The sequence below is a fragment of the Streptomyces sp. Je 1-332 genome, from assembly GCF_040730185.1.
Lineage (GTDB): Bacteria > Actinomycetota > Actinomycetes > Streptomycetales > Streptomycetaceae > Streptomyces.
This window is the reverse complement of record NZ_CP160402.1, coordinates 221,250-244,492: the sequence shown is the minus strand read 5'-3', so window position 1 is coordinate 244,492 and position 23,243 is coordinate 221,250. Positions and strand designations below refer to the sequence as shown.

The 23,243-nt window shown below is 69.9% G+C and carries 20 protein-coding genes; 8 read left to right on the top strand and 12 right to left on the bottom strand.

The annotated features are described in order from the left end of the window. Nucleotides 1–75: 75 nt before the first annotated feature. Nucleotides 76–858, bottom strand: a complete 783-nt coding sequence (locus ABXJ52_RS01200; RefSeq protein ID WP_367038531.1) for an MHYT domain-containing protein — start codon at nt 856–858, stop codon at nt 76–78. A 354-nt stretch (nt 859–1,212) separates the two neighbouring features. Between ABXJ52_RS01200 and ABXJ52_RS01195 the strand changes: the two genes are divergently transcribed. Next, complete coding sequence (locus ABXJ52_RS01195) at nt 1,213–1,521, top strand: hypothetical protein (protein ID WP_367038529.1); 309 nt, start codon at nt 1,213–1,215, stop codon at nt 1,519–1,521. A 13-nt stretch (nt 1,522–1,534) separates the two neighbouring features. Here the strand turns inward: ABXJ52_RS01195 and ABXJ52_RS01190 are convergent, their stop codons facing one another. The 3 genes from ABXJ52_RS01190 to ABXJ52_RS01180 form a co-directional block, all read right to left on the bottom strand. Beyond that, nucleotides 1,535–1,969 (bottom strand): class I SAM-dependent methyltransferase, encoded by a 435-nt coding sequence (locus ABXJ52_RS01190; protein ID WP_367038528.1) that lies wholly within the window; start codon nt 1,967–1,969, stop codon nt 1,535–1,537. 144 nt (nt 1,970–2,113) lie between these two features. Beyond that, entirely contained in the window at nt 2,114–2,998 is an 885-nt protein-coding gene (locus ABXJ52_RS01185; RefSeq protein ID WP_367038526.1) for an aldo/keto reductase, read from the bottom strand. Between the two features lie 13 nt (nt 2,999–3,011). Continuing rightward, a complete protein-coding gene (locus ABXJ52_RS01180; protein WP_367038525.1) occupies nt 3,012–3,989 on the bottom strand; it encodes an NAD-dependent epimerase/dehydratase family protein in 978 nt (325 codons plus the stop codon). A 71-nt stretch (nt 3,990–4,060) separates the two neighbouring features. Between ABXJ52_RS01180 and ABXJ52_RS01175 the strand changes: the two genes are divergently transcribed. Then, entirely contained in the window at nt 4,061–4,963 is a 903-nt protein-coding gene (locus tag ABXJ52_RS01175) for a LysR family transcriptional regulator (RefSeq protein ID WP_367038524.1), read from the top strand. Nucleotides 4,964–5,151: 188 nt separating this feature from the next. Beyond that, the gene (locus ABXJ52_RS01170; RefSeq protein WP_367038522.1) at nt 5,152–5,901 is read left to right on the top strand and encodes a dienelactone hydrolase family protein; all 750 of its coding nucleotides are present in this window, start codon (nt 5,152–5,154) and stop codon (nt 5,899–5,901) included. An 83-nt stretch (nt 5,902–5,984) separates the two neighbouring features. Here the strand turns inward: ABXJ52_RS01170 and ABXJ52_RS01165 are convergent, their stop codons facing one another. After that, nucleotides 5,985–8,780, bottom strand: coding sequence for a LuxR C-terminal-related transcriptional regulator (locus tag ABXJ52_RS01165; protein ID WP_367038520.1), 2,796 nt, complete (start codon nt 8,778–8,780; stop codon nt 5,985–5,987). A 414-nt stretch (nt 8,781–9,194) separates the two neighbouring features. Here ABXJ52_RS01165 and ABXJ52_RS01160 point away from each other — a divergent pair, with 414 nt between their 5' ends. Both ABXJ52_RS01160 and ABXJ52_RS01155 read left to right on the top strand, forming a co-directional pair. Then, complete coding sequence (locus tag ABXJ52_RS01160) at nt 9,195–10,934, top strand: putative Ig domain-containing protein (RefSeq protein ID WP_367038518.1); 1,740 nt, start codon at nt 9,195–9,197, stop codon at nt 10,932–10,934. 162 nt (nt 10,935–11,096) lie between these two features. Then, nucleotides 11,097–12,044 carry an endo-beta-N-acetylglucosaminidase H gene (locus ABXJ52_RS01155; RefSeq protein WP_367038516.1) on the top strand — a complete coding sequence of 316 codons (948 nt, stop codon included), beginning with the start codon at nt 11,097–11,099 and terminating at the stop codon, nt 12,042–12,044. 114 nt (nt 12,045–12,158) lie between these two features. Here ABXJ52_RS01155 and ABXJ52_RS01150 read toward each other — a convergent pair whose 3' ends face one another. The 3 genes from ABXJ52_RS01150 to ABXJ52_RS01140 form a co-directional block, all read right to left on the bottom strand. Further along, nucleotides 12,159–13,628 carry an FG-GAP-like repeat-containing protein gene (locus tag ABXJ52_RS01150; RefSeq protein ID WP_367038515.1) on the bottom strand — a complete coding sequence of 490 codons (1,470 nt, stop codon included), beginning with the start codon at nt 13,626–13,628 and terminating at the stop codon, nt 12,159–12,161. Nucleotides 13,629–13,899: 271 nt separating this feature from the next. After that, entirely contained in the window at nt 13,900–14,691 is a 792-nt protein-coding gene (locus ABXJ52_RS01145; protein ID WP_367038514.1) for an ABC transporter permease, read from the bottom strand. Next, entirely contained in the window at nt 14,688–15,713 is a 1,026-nt protein-coding gene (locus ABXJ52_RS01140; RefSeq protein WP_367038512.1) for an ATP-binding cassette domain-containing protein, read from the bottom strand. The genes ABXJ52_RS01145 and ABXJ52_RS01140 overlap by 4 nt, the downstream gene beginning before the upstream one ends. 415 nt (nt 15,714–16,128) lie before the next feature. Between ABXJ52_RS01140 and ABXJ52_RS01135 the strand changes: the two genes are divergently transcribed. Then, nucleotides 16,129–17,064: a LysR family transcriptional regulator gene (locus ABXJ52_RS01135; protein WP_367038510.1), complete on the top strand. Its 936-nt coding sequence runs from the start codon at nt 16,129–16,131 to the stop codon at nt 17,062–17,064. A 23-nt stretch (nt 17,065–17,087) separates the two neighbouring features. Here the strand turns inward: ABXJ52_RS01135 and ABXJ52_RS01130 are convergent, their stop codons facing one another. From ABXJ52_RS01130 to ABXJ52_RS01120, 3 genes are all read right to left on the bottom strand, one after another. Then, nucleotides 17,088–17,825 (bottom strand): D-Ala-D-Ala carboxypeptidase family metallohydrolase, encoded by a 738-nt coding sequence (locus ABXJ52_RS01130; RefSeq protein WP_367038508.1) that lies wholly within the window; start codon nt 17,823–17,825, stop codon nt 17,088–17,090. A gap of 170 nt (nt 17,826–17,995) precedes the next feature. Beyond that, nucleotides 17,996–18,859, bottom strand: a complete 864-nt coding sequence (locus tag ABXJ52_RS01125; protein WP_367038507.1) for a DUF72 domain-containing protein — start codon at nt 18,857–18,859, stop codon at nt 17,996–17,998. 123 nt (nt 18,860–18,982) lie between these two features. Continuing rightward, nucleotides 18,983–19,732 carry an ANTAR domain-containing protein gene (locus tag ABXJ52_RS01120; protein WP_367038506.1) on the bottom strand — a complete coding sequence of 250 codons (750 nt, stop codon included), beginning with the start codon at nt 19,730–19,732 and terminating at the stop codon, nt 18,983–18,985. A 334-nt stretch (nt 19,733–20,066) separates the two neighbouring features. Here ABXJ52_RS01120 and ABXJ52_RS01115 point away from each other — a divergent pair, with 334 nt between their 5' ends. Then, on the top strand, nt 20,067–20,789 hold the full coding sequence (locus ABXJ52_RS01115; RefSeq protein WP_367038505.1) for an SDR family oxidoreductase: 723 nt from the start codon (nt 20,067–20,069) through the stop codon (nt 20,787–20,789). A 28-nt stretch (nt 20,790–20,817) separates the two neighbouring features. On the opposite strand, the gene ABXJ52_RS01110 is transcribed toward ABXJ52_RS01115, so the two are convergent. Further along, nucleotides 20,818–21,486, bottom strand: a complete 669-nt coding sequence (locus ABXJ52_RS01110) for a methyltransferase domain-containing protein (RefSeq protein ID WP_367038504.1) — start codon at nt 21,484–21,486, stop codon at nt 20,818–20,820. A 269-nt stretch (nt 21,487–21,755) separates the two neighbouring features. Between ABXJ52_RS01110 and ABXJ52_RS01105 the strand changes: the two genes are divergently transcribed. Continuing rightward, on the top strand, nt 21,756–23,189 hold the full coding sequence (locus ABXJ52_RS01105; RefSeq protein ID WP_367038502.1) for an FG-GAP and VCBS repeat-containing protein: 1,434 nt from the start codon (nt 21,756–21,758) through the stop codon (nt 23,187–23,189). Nucleotides 23,190–23,243 lie beyond the last annotated feature (54 nt).

The following is a 23,243-nucleotide window of genomic DNA, read 5'->3' as shown; positions in this document are numbered from 1 at the left end:
GCGCCGGCGTGCGTGACGCAAGGGCGTGCCGCGGCAAGGGAGAGAGCGGGCGCGGTCGGGGCGGCCCGGCTGCGGTCAGGCGACGGGGAGTTCGACCTCGTGCAGCGGGCGGGCCGCGGCCTCGCTCTCGGCGCGCTCACGCGCCGTGGGGGACAGCGCGACGAACGCGCAGGTCAAGAAGAGGAAGGAGCCGAGCACCACGGCGAGCGGCAGGATGAAGGCGGTGGCGCTCGCGCCTTGCAGCGGCGCGGTACCGGCGTGCACATCCACCGAGACGGCGGCCATGCCCGTGTAGTGCATGCTGCTCACCGCCAGGCCCATCACGAGCGAGGCGACGGCCGCGACGGCGGGCCCCCGAACGGACAGCGCGGCCCACAGGGCGGCGGACGCGGCGACGATCGCGATCAGCACGGAGGCGGCCACGAGAGCGGGATCGTAGGAGAACGAGCCGTTGAGTTGAGCGGCTGCCATGCCGATGTAGTGCATCGCGGCGACGCCGAGGCCGGTACCGATACCGCCCAGCGCGACGGACCGCAGCCGGGACTTTCCGTACCCGGCGGTGAAGACGCCCGCGCCGACGACGGCGATGGCGACGACGAGGCTCAGCAGCGTCAGCGGAATGTCGTAGCGGATGGCGGTGCCCTCCACGGTGTAGCCGAGCATCGCGATGAAGTGCATGGTCCAGATGCCGGCGCCGATGGCGACGGACGCACTGATCAGCCAGTTCCGCTTGGAACGCCCCCCGGCTGCCAGGGCGCGCACGGTGCAGCGCAGTCCCAGCGCGGCGCCGACGACGGCCATGGCGTACGACAGGACCGGAGTGGCCCAGCCTCCTGCCATGTGGTGCATGTGACCCACGGGATTCCTCTCACTTCGCTGTGTCGGCCCCCCGGCGATCCGGGACGCTAGCACGCAGTGGATCTCTGGCCCGGAGGCACGAAATCCGCTTCATGTGAGGGTTACCGAACAGTAAAGCCCGAGTTCACGGGCCTGCACGCACAGAGGACCATCACTGATCGCACACATCGGTGCGACTCTTGTCACGCCGCGTATCGAACCGCTTGTGACACCAGGGGCGAGAGGCCCGGTTCCGGACATACGGGACACGGTGGCCCAGGGTCGGCCCGGCGCAGGAGAGTTCGTGCTGGGTTAGTCATTAGGCGGACGGGAAATAGGTGTGGCACACGAGCACCACCCATGCGAGGAGCCGTCATGTCCACCTTTGTGATCACTGTCCCCGGCACCTTCCTCACCGACATCGATGAGGCCACGCGCGCGGCACTTGAGCGAGGGCTGGCTTCTCGGCACACGGAGGTGAGTGAGGGCGAGGGCCTGGATCTGCTCACGCTGGACGATGGCGGCCGTTTCTCGGTACGTCTCGAAGTGCGGGCCGCCGACCGCTACGAGGCGGAGCTGGAAGCTTCCCGGCTTGTCACGACGGCTCTGGAGGAAGCGGGCATCAACGGGCCGGACGCCCCGCTCGGCCCCCCGGCCGTCACCGGCATCGACAGCGATCTCTGACTTGGCCCGCGGTTCATCGCCCCGGGATGGCCAGTTCACGTAGTGGGTCGCCGCCGTCGACGAAGAGCCGCGCGTTCGCCGTGGTGGCCACGGCGATACGTCGCATCGCCTGCCGTCCGGCCTCGGGGTGGCGTCCGTCGAGGGCGCCGACACGGATGGCGAACACAAGGTCGTAGGGCTCTTCGTGCGGTTGCAGGACGAAGTCCTCGGCCGAGACCTGGCGGACACTCATGCGGCCTGATCCGATCTCCTCGACCGCGGCGGCTCGTGCCTGGGCGATCGCGGTTGCGGACCTGTCGATGGCCAGGATGTGGCCTGTGGTGAGCCGGCTCGCGACCGCTCGCGCGGCCGCCCCGGGCCCGCACCCGATCTCGAGCACCCGGGAATGTGGCTGGAGGGGGAGGGCGGTCACGATCGCGGCGAGTCGCGGCGACAGACGGATCGGCACGGACCAAAGCATAGGCGCCGGTCGGCGGCGCGCGGCGGTTTGCAGGGGTGTTCCGATGCCGCCGATGCCGATCGATGCGATCGATGCCGATCGACGGCAGGGATGTCGTGAAGGGACCTGAGCTCGGGGTGTGCTCGCGTCAGTTCATCTGGGCAGTGCTTCATCCAACTGGCGCTGTTCTGCTGCGCTCAGTTCGAGGTCGGTCGCCTCGGCGGAGGCCTGGATGGAGGCCGGGCGGCTGGCGCCCGGTACGGGGATCATCGCCGGGGAGCGGTTCAGCAGCCAGGCCAGGGTGATCTGTTGTGGGCTGACGCCGCGCTCGGCGGCGACGCGGTGGAAGGCGGTGTGGGTGGCGACCGGCCCGGAGGGACCGTCGAGGGAACTGCGCGAAATGCCGCCCAGCGGGCTCCAGGGCAGGAAGGCCAGCCCCAGCTGAGTGCTCAGGCGCAGCTCGGGCTCGCTCTCGCGGACGGCGGGTGAGTACTGGTTCTGCACGGAGACCAGCCCCGCACCCAGGATGGCGTGCGCCTCGCGGATCTGGTGGGTGGTGACGTTGGAGATCCCGGCGGATCGGATGGTGCCGGCGTCGAGCAGTTCGCGCAGCGCTCCCACGGAATCCGCCCAGGGCACGGCCGGGTCCGGTTTGTGCAGCTGGTACAGGCCGATGGCTTCCACGCCCAGGCGTCTGAGGGACGCTTCGGCGGCGCGCTTGAGGTGGGAGGGGGTGGCGTTGACGGTCCAACTGCCGTCTCCGGGGCGGCCCCGGCCGCCTTTCGTGGCGATGAGCAGGTCGGAGGTGTCGCCGCCGTAGTGGGCCAGGGCCCGGGCGATGAGGAGTTCGTTGTGCCCGGCCTCACCGGCGTGCCAGTGGTAGCTGTCGGCGGTGTCGATGAGCGTGATGCCGGCGTCCAGGGCCGCGTGGATGGTGGCGGTCGCCCGCCGTTCGTCCGGGCGGTGCTCGATGGACAGCGGCATGGCACCCAGGCCGATCGCGCTTACGGAGGTTTTCCCGATGGGGCGGTAATGCATGGGTGGTTGCTCCTCAGGCGGTGGCGGTGGCGGTGGTGTCGGACGGTGTGCTGAGGGCTTCGGCGACGGCTTCGGGAAGCCACTGGGCGGTGTGGGAGAAGCGGAAGCCCAGTTCTTTCGCGCGGGCGTTGCTCATGGCGTAGTGGCGGTCGAAGGAGAACGGCGAGGCAGGCTCGCCCACGCCCACGCCTACGCCCACGCCCGCACCCACGGTGCGGTAGAGGGCCTCGGTGCCGACCTGGGTGGCGATCAAGGCACTCAGGGCGCGGACGTCGAGCGGGCCGTCGGAGCATGCGTTGAGCGGCCCGGTGAAGTCGGTGGCCGTGGCCGCCCACAGCAGCAGGTCGGCCAGCTCCCGGTAATGGATGAAGACCGTGGGCAGCGGATGGGCGTGCACGGTGACCTGAATTCCCTGGGTGATGCGTTCGACGTAGTGCGCCAGCCGGCCGGTGAACTCCTGGGAGCCGCCGCCCAGGACATGGGCGCTGCGCACGGTGGCGAAATCGAACCCGTGATGCTGCGTGAGGACTGCCTCCGCCTGGCGCTTGCCCTCGGCGTAATGCCCCTCCAGGTATGCCGCGTCGTGCCAGGGCAAATTCGTCTGCACCCGCCACGTGGCCGGATCCACCGTCCGTTCAGGTATTGGTGTGCCGCTCGGGATCTCGGGCAGTGCGGCGGTCGCCGGATCGTAGACCTCGATCGTGGAGGTCATGACGTAGCGCTGGGTACGCCCGCTGAAGACGCGGGCGGCGATGGCGGCCTGCACCGGGGTGTAGCAGACCTGGTCCACGACCACGTCGAAGCTGCGGGCGCCCAACGCGGCGACCAGGGCGGCCTCGTCATCGCGGTCGGCGACGAGGTGCTCGACCCCTGCCGGCGGCGGGACGGAGCCGCGGTTGATCACAGTGACCTGGTGGCCTGCCGCCTGCAGGCGCTGCACCAGGAGCTTGCCGAAGTAGCGGCTTCCGCCGATCACGCAGATTCTTTGCATGCCCCTCATCCTGGCCACCTATGGTTGCCAGTAGAAGTGACTACTTAGTGGATACGTATTAAGGAAAACTGTTGATCGATGTGCAGCGGCTCCGGGTCCTGCGGACAGTGGCCGAACACGGCAGCTTCAACCGGGCGGCGGCAGTCCTCCACCTCACGCCCTCGGCCGTCTCCCAGCACGTCGCCGCGCTCGAGCGCAGTCTCGGCGCCCAGGTGGTCGCGCGCAGCACCCGCGGGGTCACCCTCACCCCGGCCGGGGTGATCATGGTGGGCGCCGCCGAGTCGGTCGCCGCGGAGCTCGTGCACGCCAAGCAGCAAGTCGACCAACTCGGCAGCGGGCGCACCCAGATCACCATCGCCACCTTCACCAGCGGAGGCAGGCTCCTGCTGCCCGGCGCCCTCGCCCGCCTGACCGCCGACCACCCCGACACCGTGGTCCACGTCCGGGAAGCCGAGCCCGAGGACAGCCTGCCACTGGTCCGCCAAGGTGCCGTGGACGTCGCCATCGCCTACCACTTCGACGGCCCGCTGCCGGGCCGGCTCGGCCCGAGCACCGGCCTGGCGTGGACGACGCTCATGGAGGATCCTCTGCATGTCGTCCTGCCTGACACCCACCGGCTGGCCGACCGCACCTCGCTCGACATCGCTGAACTGGCCGCCGAACCCTGGGTACTCGGCTGCCTCAAGACCGAGGCCTACCTGCGCCGCCACGCCGAACGTGCCGGCTTCGAACCCGAGGTGCGCGGCACGACGACCGACTACTTCTTCGCCCGCTCGCTCGTCGCCGCAGGCGTGGGAATCTCACTGATCCCCTCCATCGCACTGACCCCGCAGATAACGGGGATACGCACCGTCCCCATCGCGCCGCCTACGCCGACCCGGCACATTGGTGTCGCCACGATCCTCCGCCGACGTCACCCACAGGTCATGACGCTGGTCGCGGCCCTTCAGGACCCATCGCCGACGCTGGACTAGGATGCGCGGCGATGACTACCGGGACGGCCTCGCGCCACACACAGAGCGGTTACCCGGTGCTCTCCTGAGCGCCGTAGGGGCCGGACCGGGCCCGCTGTTCGACCGAGGACCTCGCGCTGCCGCGCGGGCTCCTCCTCCGTCGTGTTGTTGATCTCAGGTTCTGCACATCAACCACGACAGGAGAAGTCATGCCCACCAAAACGTTGCAGATTCCCACCCCGGACGGCCGGTCCGACGCTTTCGCCGCCTTTCCCGACGGCAGTGAGCGTCACCCGGGGGTGCTGCTGTACGCGGACGCCTTCGGCATACGGCCCGTTCTGGAAGAGATGGCCCGCGAACTGGCCGGGCACGGCTACTACGTGCTCGTCCCCAACTACTTCTACCGTCACGGCCCGGCGCCGCTGCTCGAACTTCCCGCGCACATCGGAGAAGAGGCCCGGCCCTCCATCCTGGCCCGGCTGATGCCTTTGATCAACGAGCACATCGCCGACGAACGTGTCGAGAGCGACGCGGACGCCTACCTCAGGTTCCTCACCGCCCAACCCGAGGTCGCTGCCGGGCCGGTGGCCGTGACCGGCTACTGCATCGGAGGCCTCCTGGCGATACGCACCGCCTCGGCCCACCCCGGCCAGGTGGCCGCCGTCGCCGGATTCCACTGCCCCGTGGTCGCGGACGGGCCCGACGGTCTGCACCGCCTTCTCTCCAAGATCACCGCCCAGGTGCACCTCGGCCACGCCGAATCGGACCTGACGCCCGAGGCCCTCGGCGAACTCAACCGGGCTTTGGACACCGCAGGTGTCGCCTACACCTCCGAGATCTACCCCGGCACCGTCCACGGCTACACCATGGCCGACACCGACGCCTTCAGCGCTTCCGGCCTGAAGCGCCACTGGGAGCGCCTGCTGGATCTCCTGGACGGAAGCCTGGGCAACGGCTGACAATCCGTTCTCCAGTCGGTCGGGCAGGCCTACGGACGCGGACAGGTCTGCGGATGCGGACAGGCCTACGGACGCGGCATCAGTCACTGCTGCCGCATCCGCAGGGCGAGTTGGGTGCGTGACGTAAGGGACAGCTTGCGGTAGATGCGGCTCAGGTGGGCCTCGACCGTCTTGACGGAGATGAAGAGCGTGTTGGCCACCTCCCGGTTGGACGCACCGGAGGCCACATGGCGGGCGATGTCCGCCTCGACCTGCGTCAGTTCCCGCCCGGGGCCGGTCGGCGCGGTGCGGTCGAGTCGTAGGAGGAGGTGGTGGGTCCGCTCGGCGCGGTAGGTCGCCTGGGCCCGCGTATAGAGGTCGTGGGCGTGTTCCCGGTGGCGGCGCGCGGCTGCCGCCCGGCGCCGTTTCTGCTCCGCCTGCCCCAGCAGAACCAAGGTGTGTGCGTGCTCCAAGGGCAGGTGCGAGTCGTCGAAGGTGCGGGCGGCTTCGGCCAGCCGCTCGGCGGCCTGGTCGGTTCGGTGGTGGTGGAGGTCGAGCCGTGCCCGGCTGCGGAGCAGGGCCGCGGCGACGGCCGGGGCCGGTTGGGGATGCTCCTCGGTGAGGCGGGTGAGAAAGCGCTCGGCCTGGTCCGCCCGGCCGGCCAGGGTGAGTGCGTCGGCATACAGGTGGTGCCACTTGAAGGCTGAGAGATCGGCGGTGAGTTGATGCTGTTCGAGGCGGGCCACCTCACCGAGGGCCGCCGCTGCCGCCTCGAACTGGTGGAGGCACAGCAGCGCTTGGGCCAGGGCGTGCAGGTTGCGCGCCGTGAAGATGCTGTCCTCGTCCTCCTTGGACTGTCGCAGACCCCACTGGGCGGTGATGGCGGCCTGGCCGGGACCTTCCCTCTCGACCTGTACGAGGGCGTGCGTGGCGCAGGCGGGACCGGGGGAGAGGCGCATCGCCCGGGCGAGATGCAAGGCGCGTCGGCTCCAGCCTTCGGCGGCGGCGACGTGGCCGCGGCGCAGGTCGCTCTCGGCGAGACTGCGCCAGATCTCCTGGAGGTCCTCGGTGCTGCCCGTGGCCTCAGCGTGCCCGAGCAGATGGTGCAGACCGCTCTGCGTGGTCGCGTGGTCGTCGTCATAGAGAGTGTGACGAAGCCTCAGGTAGTGCGGGCTGTAGCGGAGTTGACCGGAAGGTAGGCCGGGGCTGACCGTGAGCGCCCGGGCGAGGGTGGCCTTGGCGTCGCCCCGCTGGGTGAGGCGTTCGATGCGGGCTTGCATGGTCAGGGCGGCCGCCTCGATGTCCGGCCGTGCGGAGGATCGGGCGTCGAGTGCTGCCTGCTCGGCGGCGGCCAGGGACTCCTCGGGCCGGCCCGCGATGTTGTGCCGAATGGCCGTGTAGAGCCCGAGCCGGGCGCGGAGCGAGGCATCGGAACGGGTCAGGGCCGCCAGGCGCGCCAGGGTGGCGCTCTGGTTCTCGAGTCCCTGGCCGTGCGCGTCAAGGAGTGCGAGCAGTGCCTCCGCCTCGGCGTCGGGCGCGCGCAGGAGGGTGAGGGCAGCGACCGCGCGCGAGGCGAGACCGGCGTCGCCGGCGTCGGCCGCGTCTCGGCACGCCTGGAGCCAGCGCTCCAGAAGAAGAGGCCGGTCGTCGGTGGCGGTGCGGCGCGCCGCCAGTTGCATGAGCTCGGCGGCAAGGCCCGGCTCGGCGCAGGAACGGGCTGTGCGAGCCGCGGCCACACCGTCACCGGCGGCTCGCTCATCCGGACCGGCCACGGCCAGCAGACGATGCCGGGCTGCGGCGAGCGGGTCAGGGGTGGCGGTTGCCAGAGCGTGATGGAGGGCTGCACGCTCCATGGGCCCGATGGCGAACTCAGCCTGCCTTCGCAGCAGTTCGGAGGCGAAGGCGACTCTTCCCGCCGGGTCGCGGACAACGAGGCCCGCTCTGCCCGCACGTTCCACGTCGCGTTCGGCGTCGTCGTATCCGCAGGCGCAGAGCAGCGACGCGTCGGCCGAGCGGGTCAGTGCCAGCGCGGTGAGGGTGCCCCGCCAGGGGGTGGGGACCGACTGCCACCAAGCCTGCGCCAGGCGGGCCGACTGGGCAGTGGGCCGCTCGTGATCCGTGCCGAATTCGCTCGCCGCGGCGCGCGCCAGCAGCGGATGGCCGCCGCTGTCGCGGTACGCCGAGGCGGCATGCCCGGCGGAGACGCCCTGAGACACGAGGGCCGCGGCGACCTCGGCCTCGGTCAGCATCCGTAGCTCGGTCCAGGGGGCGTGGCCTCCGCCGAGCACCGCGTTCAGCTCTCCCGAAGCGCAGTGGGCGGACGGAAGGGAGAAGGCCAGCCGCAGGCGGGAAGGGGGAAGCGTACGGCAGCAGAAGTCCAGGACGTCCAGGCTCAGTTGGTCCGCCAGATGTACGTCGTCGATCAGCACTGTCCAACCCCCGGCGCCATCGTCGAGGCACAACTGCCGTACCGCCCTTGCCACGGAGGCGACAGACGGCGGGTCCGCATCAGAGGGCTCCGGGGGTGGACGTAGGTCAAGGGGTGGACGTAGGTCAAAGGGCGGACGTAGGTCAAAGGGTGGCGCGGGCTCCCGCGACGGCGGCAACATTCCGACCAACTGCGCCAGAAGTCCATACGGTTCGCACTCAAGCTGCCTGCACCCCGCCAGCGGGAGACATCGTGTGTCCCCGGCGGCGCCGGCGCGGCGGGCCAACTCCCGCAGTACGTGGGACTTTCCCGAACCCCAGGGCCCGCTCACCACGACGCGGCCCCGCGCACACAGGTCAGCCTCTGCCTCCCGCAGCACCCGGCCCTGCTCCGGCCACCACGCGTCGCTCCCGCCGTACCCCTCACGCACCTCGGTCACGTCCGTGAGCCTAGGTTCCGGGGCGCGCCCCATCCAGCGTGGGCCTTGCGGGCAAGGGAAAACCCTCAGGCCCCCGCCAGAGTCGTGAGCCCTCGCCACCGGCAGCCGACACCCCGCCATCCCATGGTCACCGTAAGAACTACCCACCACATGGCAGGTGCGGCTCGCCCGGGACCCGCTGATCCGCGTCGGCGACCGCAATCCGCCGCCTCCCCCTGGTGACGACGAGACGCCAGGGACATCCCTGATGGCCACGGCCGGCCAGTGCCACGAGGCTGCACGGCTATCGGATCCCGTCGCAACGCGGCAGACACAGCAGCATCCGACCGCGGCAGTCACCGCAGCTTCGCACCGCGGCAGTCGCAACCGCGGAGCGCCAGTCACAACAGACCAGTCACAACAGACCAGTCACAACAGCCCAGCCACCACAGAAAGGCAGGCCCCACCGTGCCCATCACCCCTCGCAGCACCACGCTACGTGCTGCCATCGCCGGCACCGTCGCGTGCCTCACCCTCGCCGCGTCTCCCCAACTCGCCTCGGCGCAGCACACATCAGCCACACCTCCACCGGCTCCAGGCCTCCTGTCCGCACTCCAGCGCGACCTGAACCTGACGCCGGAACAGGCGCGTACCCGCCTCGCCGACGAGAGAGCAGCCAGGGGCGCGGCCACCCGAATCCGCTCCACCATCGGTGACCGGGTCGTCGGCATGTGGTTCGACGGTGCGTCGGGAAAGCTGCACGTCAATCTCAACGGCTCCGCGGACGCGGCCACCGCCGAACGGCTCGGAGCCATCACCCACCGCACCGCCTACACTCCGCGTGAGTTGACCGAGGCCCTCGCCGTGGTCCGCGGCCAGGTCCGCGACGTTCCCGGGGTTGTCTCCTGGGGTGTCGACCAGCGCACCGGCCGGATCGACGTCGTCACCGCCGCCGACCGCCACACCCCGGAAACCGAGCGCCTCCTGGAGCGGCTGCGCAGCCTGGGAGACATCGTCAGACACTCCACGATCGCCGACGCACCGCGCCAGCAGCAGGGCAGCGTCGTCGGCGGCGAGAAATGGATACCCGGCAGCGAGAGCCCCTGCTCCGTCGGCTTCTCGGTCACCGCCTCCGGCGGAGCGAAGGGATTCCTCACCGCCGGGCACTGCACCAACGACGCCAACCAGCCCGCGTACGGCAAGGACGGCAGCCGCCTCGGCACCTCCAACCAGGGCGGAAGCCACAGCATCAACGCACGCGAGGGCGACTTCGGACTGGTGGCCGTCGATCAGACCGGATGGGACCTCTCCCCGAAGGTCTCCGGCTACGGGCAGGGCGACGTCACGGTCACCGGCTCAGCCGAAGGGGTCGTCGGCCAGAGCGTCTGCCGCTCCGGCCAGACCAGCGGTTGGCGCTGCGGAGAGATCACCAAGGTCAACCAGAGCGTCGACTACGGCAACGTCGTCATCGACGGCCTCTCCTGGACGGATGCCTGCTCCTCCGGGGGAGACTCCGGGGGTTCCTACGTCACGGCCACCGGCGGCAGAGCCGTGGGGCTGCACTCCGGGGGAGGCAGCGCCACCTGCGGCAGCTCCGGCACGACCAACACCATCTTCCAGCCGGTCAACGAAGCCCTGCAGAAGTGGAACCTGTCTCTGGCCACCAGCAACCCGCAGCCCGGCGACGTCACCGTCGGTGCCGTGAGCGACCAGAGCGGCACGGTGGGGCAGAGCGCCACGCTGAACAACACCGCTCAGGGTGGCACGGCCCCCTACAAGTGGAGCGCCTCGGGCCTGCCCGCGGGCCTGCGGATCGACGCCGGCACCGGAACCGTCACCGGAACACCCACCACGGCGGGCACCAGCACGGTGACCCTCACGGCCACCGACGCCACCGGCAAGACCGGCAGCACCACGTTCACCTGGACCGTCAGCGCACCCGGAGGCGGCACCCTCGCCCTGACGCACCCCGGCAACCAGACCGTCTACACCGGCCGCCCCTACTCCCTGCCCCTGACCGCGAGCGGCGGCACCGGAACCCGCACCTTCACCGCCACCGGCCTGCCCGCGGGCCTGACCATCAACGTCGGCACGGGCACGATCTCCGGGTCCCCCACGGCCTGGGGCATCCACAACAGCCGGATCACCGTCAAGGACGGGGCGGGAAAGACCGCGGCCATCACCGTCAACTGGTACGTCTTCAACTAGCCCCAGGGTTCGTACAGACAACCCCGGGGATTCATGGGTGGGAGTCGTGAAGAGTTCACGCACGATTCTGGGGATTCGGTCGCGGGAGCGAAAAGATCGGGGAGCTCACCGGCGCTTCCGAACGAGTCGGGCGCCGACCGTGCGATGGGAGACCGATCAACGATGTTCACTCTGGTACGGAGCAGAGTGCGGACCGCCGCGCTCGCCCTCTCGGCCGTCGCGGCCCTCGCTTTCGGCGCGACCGCCACGACGGGCGCGTCAGCGGCCCCCGCCCCCAGCCCCGCTCCCGCCCCCGCATCCGCTCCCGCGAAGCAAGGGCCGACCTCGGTGGCGTACGTCGAGGTGAACAACAACAGCATGCGCAACGTCGGCAAGTACACGCTTGCCGACGGCGGCGACAACGTCTTCGACGTAGCCGTGATCTTCGCGGCGAACATCAACTACGACACGACCAAGAAGTCGGCGTATCTGCACTTCAACGAGAACGTGCAGCGTGTACTCGACAACGCCGACACGGAGATACGGCCGTTGCAGCAGAAGGGCATCAAGGTCGTCCTCTCGGTCCTCGGCAACCACCAGGGCGCCGGGTTCGCCAACTTCCCCTCGCAGCAGGCGGCTTCGGCGTTCGCGAAGGAAATGTCGGACACCGTGACCAAGTACGGACTCGACGGTATCGACTTCGACGACGAATACGCCGAGTACGGCAACAACGGCACCGGCCAGCCCAACACCAGCTCGTTCGTGCACCTGGTGTCGGCACTGCGCGCGAACATGCCGAACAAGATCATCAGCCTCTACAACATCGGCCCGGCCGCATCGCGCCTGTCCTACGACGGCGTCGACATCTCCACCAAGTTCGACTACGCCTGGAACCCGTACTACGGCACCTGGCAGGTCCCCGGCATCGCACTTCCCAAGTCGAAGCTGTCACCGGCGGCCGTCGAGATCGGCCGGACCTCGCAGAGCACGGCCGCCGACCTCGCCCGCCGCACCGTCAGCGGCGGGTACGGCGTCTACCTGACGTACAACCTCGACGGCACCGATCGCAGCGCCGATGTCTCCGCGTTCACGAGGGAGTTGTACGGCAGTGACGCCGTCTACACCCCGTAGGACGCACACACACCTCAACGCAAAGCCATGCGGCGGGATTTGCCGCATCCGGCAGGGTTGAGTCCCGCGCGGGCCGCGCTCTCGACAACGATGTCGGGGGCGCGGCCGCCACGTTCAGTGGCTGCTCAGCGGCTTTCCGTACGCGTGTGCCGTGGAGAGGTAGGGGAGGCCGAGCGTGCGGGGCGAGAAGGCCGCCGAGCCGCCGACCGATCCCTGGGGGAAGAGCCAGGCGGCGCCCAGGGAGGAGTTCTCGCCCGGTGATCCGACCGTCACGTCCGGTACACCGTCGGCGTTGCGGTCACCCGCGGCGACCGCCGCGCCGAAGGTGTCGCCCGCCTCGGCCACGCCCGGGACACCCGACGTGTCCTGGTTCCAGGAGAGTGAACGGGCGGCGCCCTTGGCGTCGACCAACCCCTGAGCGCCGCCCCGCACCAGCCAAGCGGCACCCGCCCCCGCCCGGCTTCCGATGGCCTCACCCGGAGCGCCCGCGATCAGGTCGTCGTGGCCGTCGCGGTTGACGTCTGCGACGGCGAGGGCGGCGCCGAAGCGGTCGCCGTCCTCGGCCGCCCCCGGCACGCCCGCGGTGTCCTGGTTGAGCGTCTGCGCACGGGCGCCGAACGAGCCGCTCGCGGTGCTTCCGTAGTGGACGTGGATGCCGCCGCCCTTGGCGAGGTTCTCGGGACCGCACGGGTCGTCGATGTTCTCGTCGGCGATCTCACGGCATTCGCCGAGCGCCAGGTCGTCGTGACCGTCACCGTCGAAGTCGCCGGCGGCCAAGGCGGTCACGCCGGCGTTGTCCGTGTTCCAGAAGTTGGCCATCTCGGACCGGTCGGCGTCCCACTTCCACAGCCGTACGTGGGACTGCGTGCTGGGGACCCCCGAGGTCCAGTACGCCACGGCCAGGTCCGCCGTGCCGTCGCTGTCGAAGTCGCCGGTGGCCAGAACGGGGGCGCGGCCACCCATGGGAGCGGCGACCACGGTGGTGACCAGGCTGTCCTCGCCCTGGATGACCCGGGCGACCACCTTGTCCGTGCCACCGACCACGATCGCCTTGTTGCCGCCCCCGGTGAGATCGGCCGCCGCGATCGAGGTGCCGTACGCGGCCGACGGCGAGGGCCCGGTCAGGACCGTCGACCCCGGCCCCGGCCCGGTCTTCGAGCCGCCTACGACGGTGACCATGCCCGCGTCGCTGCCGCGGTCGGTGACGTCCTCACCGGGGGCACCGGCGAGCAGTTCCGCGATGCCGTCGCCATTGAGGTCGGTCAGGGTCACGGAAGCCCCGAAGCGGTCGCCCGCCTCCGGAGATCCGGGAACTTCGGGGGTGGCCTGGGTGACACGGATGCTTCCATGGGCGCCGACGCCCTTGGGCCCGCCCCAGACGACGTTGACGTACCCGGCCTTGGCCCGCCCGTCCACGGTCCCGCCCGGGACGCCGACCGCTAGGTCCGCGTAACCGTCACCGTTGAAGTCGCTGGCGGCGCTGCGGGGCGCGGCAGCGGCAGCACCGGGCGGGAGCAGGAACCCGGCGGTGGCGGCAGCGGCTGCCGCGATGGCGTACGTCAAAATGCGGCGGCTGCGAGGCACGGTGGCTCCCACTCGGTCGACGGAGTGCAGTTCTGGGGTGCGGTTCTGTTCTGGGGTGCGGTTCTGTCTGGTGTGACCGTCGAAGGACTGAGCTGGTTGTACGGAGTTCACCTGCCGTCTCCGTCGGGTTCAAGTCGTCGCCGTCGGGTTCGAGCCGGCTCCGTCGGGTTCGAAGTGGGGGCCGAGGCGCCTCTGTGCGACGGCCGCCACCGGACTGGACAACTGGCGGCGCGATCCGGCTCCTTGACCGCCTGGCTGGCCCAGCCGGGCGCTACTTCGAGCCGCGGTTGAACTGTGCCATCGACCAGCGGTAGCCGAGTGCGATCAGGGCCGTGCACCAGGCGATGGCGATCCAGCCGTTGTTGCCGATCTCGGTGCCGAGCAGGAGGCCGCGCAGGGTTTCGATGGCCGGGGTGAAGGGCTGGTACTCGGCGATGGGCTGGAACCAGCCCGGCATCGTGGCGGCGGGGATGAAGGCGCTGGAGATGAGGGGGAGCAGGATCAGCGGCTGGGCGCTGTTGGCGGCTGCCTCGGCGTTAGGGCTCGCCATGCCCATGCCGACGGCGATCCAGGTGAGCGCCACGGCGAACAGCGTGATCAGTCCGAACGCCGCGAGCCACTCCAGGACGGTGGCGTCGGTGGAGCGGAAACCGATGGCGAGGGCGACGGTGCCGACGAGGATGACGCTGGCGAGGCACTGCAGCACGCTGCCGACGACGTGTCCGATCATCACGGAGCCGCGGTAGATCCTCATGGTGCGAAAGCGGTCCGTGAGGCCCTCGGTCATGTCCATGGAGACATATACGGCGGCTCCGATGACGGTGGAGCCGATGGTCATCATGAGGATGCCGGGGACGATGTAGGCGATGTAGTCGGACCGGTCGGCGCCGCCGCCGCTGATGCCCGCGCTCATCACGTCGCCGAAGATGTAGACGAAGAGCAGCAAGAGCATGATCGGCGCGAGGAGCAGGTTCAGGGTCGCCGACGGGTAGCGCCGGGCGTGCAGGAGGTTGCGGCGCAGCATCGTGTTCGAGTCGCGGACGGCGAGGGCGAGGCTGCTCATCGGGCGTTCTCCTTGGTTCGGGCGGGCTGCTCGGCGGGCTGGCTGGGGAGGGTGGTCGGACCGGTGAGGGCGAAGAAGACGTCGTCGAGGTCGGGAGTGTGCACGGTCAGTTCGTCGGCCTCGATGCCGAGGGTGTCCAAGCGATCCAGGATGGAGCGCAGTTGGCGTTGGGTGCCGTCGCTGAGGATCTGGAGGGACAGCGTCTGGTCGTCCCGAGCGGCCGTGGGCAAGAGGGTCGCGGCCGACTTGTGCGCCTCGGGGTCGGTGAAGCGCAGCCGTACGTGGCCGCCGGGGATGAGTCGCTTCAACTCCTCGGCCGTGCCTTCTGCTGCGATCTTGCCGTCGTTCAACACGGCGATGCGGTCGGCGAGTTCGTCGGCCTCTTCGAGGTACTGGGTAGTGAGAAAGACGGTCACCCCGCCGGAGACCAGCTCCCGGATGATGGCCCACATGTTGTGGCGGGAGCGGGGGTCGAGGCCGGTGGTGGGCTCGTCGAGGAAGATGATCCGCGGGTTGCCGACCAGGGTCATGGCGATGTCCAGGCGGCGCTTCATGCCGCCGGAGTAGGTGGAGGCGGGCTTCTTGGCGGCCTCGGTGAGATCGAACCGCTGAAGGAGTTCGGCGGCGACGCGGCGGCCTTCCCCTCGGGGGAGGTGGTGCAGGTCGGCCATGAGGAGCATGTTCTCCTCGCCGGTGATCAGGCCGTCGACCGCGGAGAACTGACCGGTGACACCGATCGCGGCGCGTACCCCGTCCGGGGAGGTGGCGATGTCGTGGCCCGCGACCTGGGCCTGGCCGCCGTCGGCCGTGATGAGCGTGGAGAGGATCTTCACGGCGGTGGTCTTGCCAGCGCCGTTCGGGCCGAGCAGCGCGAAGACGGTACCCGCCGGGACGGTGAGCTCGATGCCGTCGAGTACGGTCTTGTCGCCGTAGGACTTGCGCAGCCCGGTGGCGGAGATGGCAGTCAGGTGTCCACCTCCCTGTTGGGGCACGATGCTGTGTGTGGGGATGACATAGGACATGAGGCCCTCCGTTTGAAGGCTGTAGGTGCAAAGGGTTGAGTACGGCGCGTGGCTGAGGTGGGCCAGGAAGGCGCTCGCAGGCGCAGCTGAGCACGCGCTCGCCGCAGCGAGCGCTCCCGCAGGGGAGTTGAGGAGCAGTCAGGCGCGGACGGAGGGCACCCACGGCGCGAACTGGCTCACCACGCCGTCGCGGCCGTCGAGCTTCACGACCGACCAATCCGGAGCATCTGGTGCGGCAGTGCCATGAACTGTGCCCCCCTCCGCCTCAGCCTCTACGCAGCGATGTGCATGCACTGAGCCCTTCTTCGCCGCCGTCTGCCGTCACGGACAAGCATCGACAACGCGGGAAGGCGGATCAACGTCGTATCCTGCAACGGCACTTAACACAGCGGTTCATGATGCGGGGGCGTGGAGCGTGGAGCTGCGGGAGATAGAGATCTTCCTGGCCCTGGCGGAGGAGCTGCATTTCGGCCGCACGGCTGACCGACTGCACGTCACCCCGGCCCGCGTCAGCCAGGCGATCAAGAAGCAGGAACGCGTCATCGGCGCCGAACTGTTCAAGCGCACCAGCCGCAATGTCCAACTGACACCGATCGGTGCGCAGCTCAGGGACGGCCTCGCCGTCGGCTACCAGCACATCCAGGAGGCGCTGGCCGCCGCGAGCGCCGCCGGGCGGGGGATCACCGGGGAGCTCCACATCGGCTATGCCACCGCGTGGTGCGGCAATCTCATCGTGACAGCCGCGGACACTTTCCGCGCCCGCCACCCCGACTGCCGGATTCACATCTACGAGTCACCCCTGCTCGAACCGCTCGGCCCGATGCGTGACGGCAGCCGCGATCTTCAGCTCATCGAGTTGCCGATCGACGAGCCCGACATCGTGAACGGTCCAGTCCTCTTCACCGAGCCTCGCGCGCTGATCGTCCCCGCCGGCCACCCCTTCGCCGAGCGGGAGACGGTGTCCGTGGAGGATCTCGCGGATGCCCCTCTGATCACGATCACCGGCCAGCCCCAGTACTTCCTCGACCTCCACTACCCCCACCGCACACCGCAGGGACGCCTCATCCCCCGCGGCCCGTCGACCACCGCCTGGCAGGAGGTGCTCACCATGGTCGCCGCGGGCAAAGGGGTTTCCCCCACCTGCGCACGCGCGGCGCACTACTACTCACGCCCGGACATCGTCTACGTGCCCTTCAGCGATGCTCCGCCGGTGGAGTACGGCCTCCTGTGGTCGGCCGCGGCGAACACCCCGCGGCTGCGTGCTTTCGTCCAGACCATCGTCGAAACGGCCGCTTCGCAGGTCACGGAGTCGGCGGAGTTGACCGGAAGGCGCTCCCTGAGCGGGGAGTAGGTCGGGAGCGCCCGCCGGCGTGTTCAGATGCCGCAGCTCGACGCCGACCAGAAGCGGCTGGGGCGGTGATCGAGGTGGGTGTGGTCGCTGTGGCCCGGATAGCCGGGGCCGAGGATTCCGTTGAAGCCGTGGTTGCGGGCCTGCTGAGCGAGTCGGCACAGTGAGTGCGGGCCGGAGCCGAGGTCGGCCGCGTCGCCGTACAGGTGGCGGCTGCCGGCCGCTCCGCCGACCGCGTCGTTACAGGCGTGCGAGCGGAAGCCGCTGGTCACGCGGATGGGCTGGTCGCCCAGAGAGTGCCGCAGCGCCTCAAGTTTCCACATGGTGCGCAACGCGTTGGACTTCGCGGTGGTGGCGCTCACCGCGCCGCCCGCCCAGGTGGAGTTGCAGGTGTTGAGTTCGGCGTAGGTGAAGTGGATCGGTGTGCAGTCGTTGTCCTGGAGGGCGTAGATCTTGCTGAAGGTCGCCGGACCGGCGACGCCGTCGGCAGCCAGACCGTAGGCCGACTGGAACCGTTTGACCGCGGCGGTCGTCGCCGGTCCGTAGGCGCCGTCGATGGAGAGCACGCCGCCGTTGCCGGCGTGACCCGCTACCCGGATCTGCAACTGCGTCACGTCGGCGCCCGAGGCCCCTTGGGACAAGGTGCGCGACCATGTGTAGCAGCCGTCGGCCTGAGCAGTTCCGGCGGTGGCGATGACACCGCCGAGGGTGGCGGCAATGAGCATGACAAGCGATAGGACGAGCCGTGCGGTGCGTCTGGGCATCAGAGCACTCCATGAGGGGTGGGGGAGGGGCGGGAGGTGCGCACGTGCGTTCCGAGCCTGGCGGGTGGGGCGGCGCACGTCAACGGGACGTGAGCGTCCGTCATTTGTCGGCCCAATGGCGGTGCCGACCGTGCCGGTGAGGTGCGTCCTTCGAGCCGGCCTGCCACCGGTCACGTACGCGACCGGTCCGCGTGCAGCAGACGGTCCATCTGCTCGGCAGCTCCGACCGAGGCACGGCCGCAGCAGTTGTTGAACAGCACGTGCACCCGCTCAACCCGCTCGGCGAGCTCGCGCAACCGGGGTATCCACGCGGTGAGTTCATCTTCGGAGTACGTGTACCGGAAGCGGTCTTCCTTGGTCCCCCGCCCCCACGACGTGCTGCGTCCGTGGAATCGCACGACGGCCAGCCGAGAGGTGCTGACAGGTGTGACAGGCGGCAGGGAAGAGGGCAACCCCTGGGCCATGTCCACGGCTACGGCGGCCATGCCGTACTCCGCGAGCAGTGCGCGAGTGGACGCGGCATCCCGGTCGGAACGCCACCAGTCGGGGTGCCGGAACTCCACGGAGACGGGCCAGTCGCGGGTGCGTCGCGCTGTCTGCGCCAGGATCCGCTCGGCCCGGTCCCCGGGACGCAACCACGGTGGGAACTGGAACAGCACGCTCCCGAGCCGCCCAGCTCTCCGCAACGGTTCGACTCCCGCGGCGAACAGCGACCACACCTCGTCGAGCACGCCGCGGTCCTTGGTGTCGGCCGGCAGCCCGTTGGGCATCACCGACTCCCGGGTGGGATGCCCGGTCAGCAACGAGAACGCCTTGACGTCGAACGTGAACCCGTCCGGCGTCCGCTCCACCCACAGGCGGCTGACGCGCTCTTGTGGCAGGGCGTAGTACGACGCGTCCGCCTCGACGACCGGAAACCGGCCGGCGTAGTAACGCAGCCGCCCCTCGGCGTCTCGCTGTCCCGTCGGAAACCAGCCGCTGCGCACCAGCGCCGGGTCGGTCCACGAGCACGTGCCCACGAGAATGTCACCCATACAAGATCAGGTACCCATCGCGTGCGAGTCTGCCCGTGCGTCTCGGCGGGACTTCCCGACGACAGCAGGCGCCTCCCGGCCATACAGGTCCGGCCGTGTCCCTCGGACCACTCCGTATGGGTGTTACTCGCTCCACTCCGTGTCCGCCTGGCCTGACAGGTCGATGCGTCCGTCGATGACGTCACGGGCGACCTCGGCGGCCTTGCGTCGATGAGAGCGGGCGTACTGCCGCAAGAGCTGAAACGCTTCCTCCGTGGTGAGACCATGCCGCGCGGCAAGGGCGCCCTTGGCCTGCTCGATCAAGACCCGGCTGGTCAACGCGCCCTGGAGCTGGGCGGCCTGGGCGCGGCTCTCCAAGGTCTTCTGTTGCAGCGACAGCGCGTGCGCGGTGATGCTCGCCAGGGAATGGACACAGGCCAGCAGCTGCTCGTCCGCCGGAGCACTGCCCGGCGCGCCGAGCAGCACGAGTGCGCCGACCGGGCTGCCGTGAGCGGCCAGTGGCAGTGCCGTCACCCGGCCGTAGCGCAGCGCCGTGGCACGCGGCGCCCAGCGTGGCCAGAGCGCATGTGCGCCCGGGTCGGTCACATCCACGTCGACCAGTGGGCAGCCCTCGGCCTGCGCGTCGTGACCGGGTCCCTCGTTCCAGGCGAGGGCATCGGCCGCGAGGTCCTGCAGGGCGGTGCTGGTCCCGTCCGTCTGCCCGGCCGACCCACCGCACGGTCGATAGCGCACGAGTGCGCCGTGGGAGCCGTAGATGCGCCGACCGCTGCGTGTGCACGTACGCAGCACCCTTTGCGTGTCGAGTGGGTCCGTTGCTGCCAGCTCCATCAACTCGGCGAACAGGACCGCGAGTTTCTCTGGCGTCAGCGTCATCGCAGGAATCCCTCGGCAGGCAGAATCTTTACTGTCCCTCGACGATAACCAAGACATTCACCTGGCACGCCGATCCTGTGTACGTCTGCACCACCGATTGGGCACAAGTGGTCACTGTCCTGCACGGTGTCCGAGGACGGAAGTAGGTCCGTCCCCCGCCCCCTTCGAACTCCTTGACCAGGTCGCTGTCGTGGTTCGCATCGGCTTCCCGCGTCCGCGAAGGACTGGCCACTATTCTCAGCCCCGTGCCCGACATCCAGGTGGGGTCCGTAGATGCCCCGCTTCTGAACCGCACAGTTGTCAGTCCGTCAGTTTCCGTACAGAGGAGGGATCCGTGCTGCTCTCCGGCAAGACGGCTATCGTCCATGGCGGTTCCGGAGCGGTGGGGGCGGCTGTTGCTCGCGCCTTCGCTCGCGAAGGCGCTGCCGTACACCTCACCGGACGATCCGTGCCGCCCCTCGACGACGTCGCACGGCGCATCCGAGGCGATGGCGGGGTCGCTCACGTCGCACAGTTGGACGCGACGGACCGCGAGGCCGCCGACCACCATGCCGACGCGGTCGCGGCTGCGGGCAGCGGCATCGACATCTGCTTCAACGCCACGGCCAACGACGACTTGCAGGGCAGCCCGCTGGTCGACATGGCCGTCGCGGATGTGATCCGCCCGGTCACGAAGGCGGTGACGACCACGCTCACCACGGCCACTGCCGCGGCCCGTCACATGATCCACCGTGGAAGCGGTGTCCTGCTCGTCATGGCCGGAGGCCGCGAGACCATCCCCGACCTGGGTGGTTCGCACATCGCGTGGTCCGCCCTCACGGGCGTCTGCCGGCAACTCGCGGCGGAACTCGGTCCGCAGGGCATCCGCGTCGCCTGGCTGCTCTCACCCGGTTCTCCCACACCCGGCGGGGAGAACCGTGCCGATGACGGGGCACTCCTGACCGAGCGCCCAAGCTACGACGACGTGGCCAACGCCGCGGTCTTCGCCGCCTCCGACTGGGCCCGCACGATGACCGCCACCGAGCTCAATCTCACCGGCGGCCTCGTACCGGACTGACAACACGCCCGCTGGACCTCAGCGGTCCCTAGGCAGGGCGCTCGGCCATGACGACCACGCCCGGCCCGGCCTGCTCGTTCGCGGGGAGGCGGAGTTCGGCGACGGGGCGGAGGCCGGCCTGCTCGATCAGGTCGATGAGCTGTTCGGGCCGCCACTGATGTGTGGTCCAGCGAACGGGCACTCCTCCATACGCCTCGGTGCGCACCTTGTCCTGTTCGCCGACGTGGGTGGCGGTGATGAAGTGCCCGCCCGGCTGCAGGGCGCGCGCGAACAGGGCCAGGACCTGCGGCAGGATGTCGCGGGGGAGATTGAACAGTGACCACCACCCGAGCACGCCGCCGAGGGACGCTTCATCGAGGTCGAGCTCGGTGGCGGAGGCAACGCTGAAGCGGCACTGCGGATGCAGACGGCGCGCGTTTTCGACCATGCGGGGTGAGAGGTCCACCCCGGATACGTCGAGTCCGCGCTCGGCGAGGTAGCCGGTCACCGTGCCGGGACCGCAGCCGACGTCCAGGACGGGCCCGAGGTCACCGACGGTGTCGGCGAAGGCATCGATCGATGCCTTGAGCCAGGGATGACGACGGATGTCGCCCATGCCCGTCGTGGCCAACAAGTGGACGTAGGTGTCGGCCACTTGGTCATAGGACTCACGGACGACGTCGAGATCGGCAGGTCGGTCGACAGGGCGTGTGGTCATCGGCCAACCATAGGACGGTTGCCGCGGACGGTGGGCCGCCCGGTGAACGAAGTTCGGCTCTGCTCAGCCCCGCCGGCGGCATGCTCGGCGCCGCACAGCCGCCAGCAGCAAGCGCTCCGCTCGTGGCCGCGGCCCGATGTCTTCCTGAGGCAAGGCGTGTTCACCGGGCGGCTACCTTCGCACAACCCTTCGTACGCCTCGTGAGTCACACTCCCGCAAGCGCTTCCCCTGGGTTTCCCCTGCGTTTCCCCTGACCAACGGAGTTCCACGTGCGTGTACGAACCCTGGCCGCCACCGCCGTCGTAGCGGCACTCACCGCCACCGGTCTGACCCTGCCGCTCGCCGGGAGCGCCGCGGCTGCGACGACTGCGCGGTTCGACTTCAACGGCGACGGATACACGGACATCGCCGTCGGCATGCCCAACGCCACGGTGGACGGCAAGGCCAAGGCCGGTTACGTCAGCGTGATCTACGGTGGCCCGCAGAGCCCGAGCCAGTCCACCGGCGTCATCAGCCAGGCCGGGGCCGGCATCCCCGGCACACCCGAGGCAGGCGACCGCTTCGGCTCCTCCGTGGCGCCCGTCGACGTCAACGGCGACGGCGTCTTCGAGCTCGTCGTCGGGGCGAGCGGCGAGTCGCTCACCTCGGAACAGTTCAGGGACGAGGGCACCATCACCGTCCTGGACGGCTCGGGGAACGTCAAGGGCACCACCGTGGCCAGAGGCGGGGGCGAGTTCAGCAGCATCGGCGACACCATCGCCACGGGTGACTACGACGGTGACGGCGACACCGACCTCGCGTACGGCGAGAAGGGCGAGGAGAGCGGCGCGCTCCGGTTCAGGCCGGGCCCGCTCACCGCCGACCCGGTGACCACGACCACCCTGCGCAGTTACAGCATGGGCGGCCGCACCCACGCCCTGGCCACCGGCGACTTCGACGGCGACGGCCGGGACGACCTGGCCACCACCTGGAAGGCCATGGAGGACTCCGGCACCTTCATCACGCGCTGGGACGACCAGGCCGAGCCCGCCCAGTGGTGGGCCGACGGTGACCGCGGCAGCGCGCTCGCCGCCGCCGACTTCGACCGGGACGGCACCGACGACCTGGCGGTCGGCCTGGTACAGCCCAACCCCGAGTCGGAGACCACCCACTGCGAGGACCGCGTCGGCGGCGCGGTGCTCCTGCTCAAGGGTTCGAAGACCGCGGACTTCGGCACCGAGAACGAGTGCATCACGCAGTCCGCCCCGGATGTCGGCGGCACCGCGGAGGACGGCGACGACTTCGGCGCCGCGCTGTCCGCAGGCGACCTGAACGGCGACAGCCGTCCGGAGCTGGTGGTCGGCGTACCCGGCGAGGACGTGGGCGCCGTGAAGGACGCGGGCGGATACGTCACCTTGAACGGCACGGAGCACGGCCCCCAGGGCGGCCTGGCCCGCAGCCAGAGCACCCCGAACATGCCCGGCACCGCCGAGGCGGGCGACCGCTTCGGCGCCCGGGTGGCCGTCGGCGACTACAACCGCGACGGACTGTGGGACACCGCGGTCAGCGCACCCGGGGAGAACGCCGGCGAGCCCAGGTCGGGCGGCGTCTGGTTCGCGCCGAGCAGCACCGAGGAGACGTACCCGGTGGGCAAGTCACTGACCCCGTTCGGCTTCGCGCTGCCCCACGGGGCCATCAAGTACGGCGAGGTAATGGGGTCTTGATGGCGATGAGACGGCGGTGACGCGGGGCGGCGCGCCGCTTGTGCGCGCCGTCAG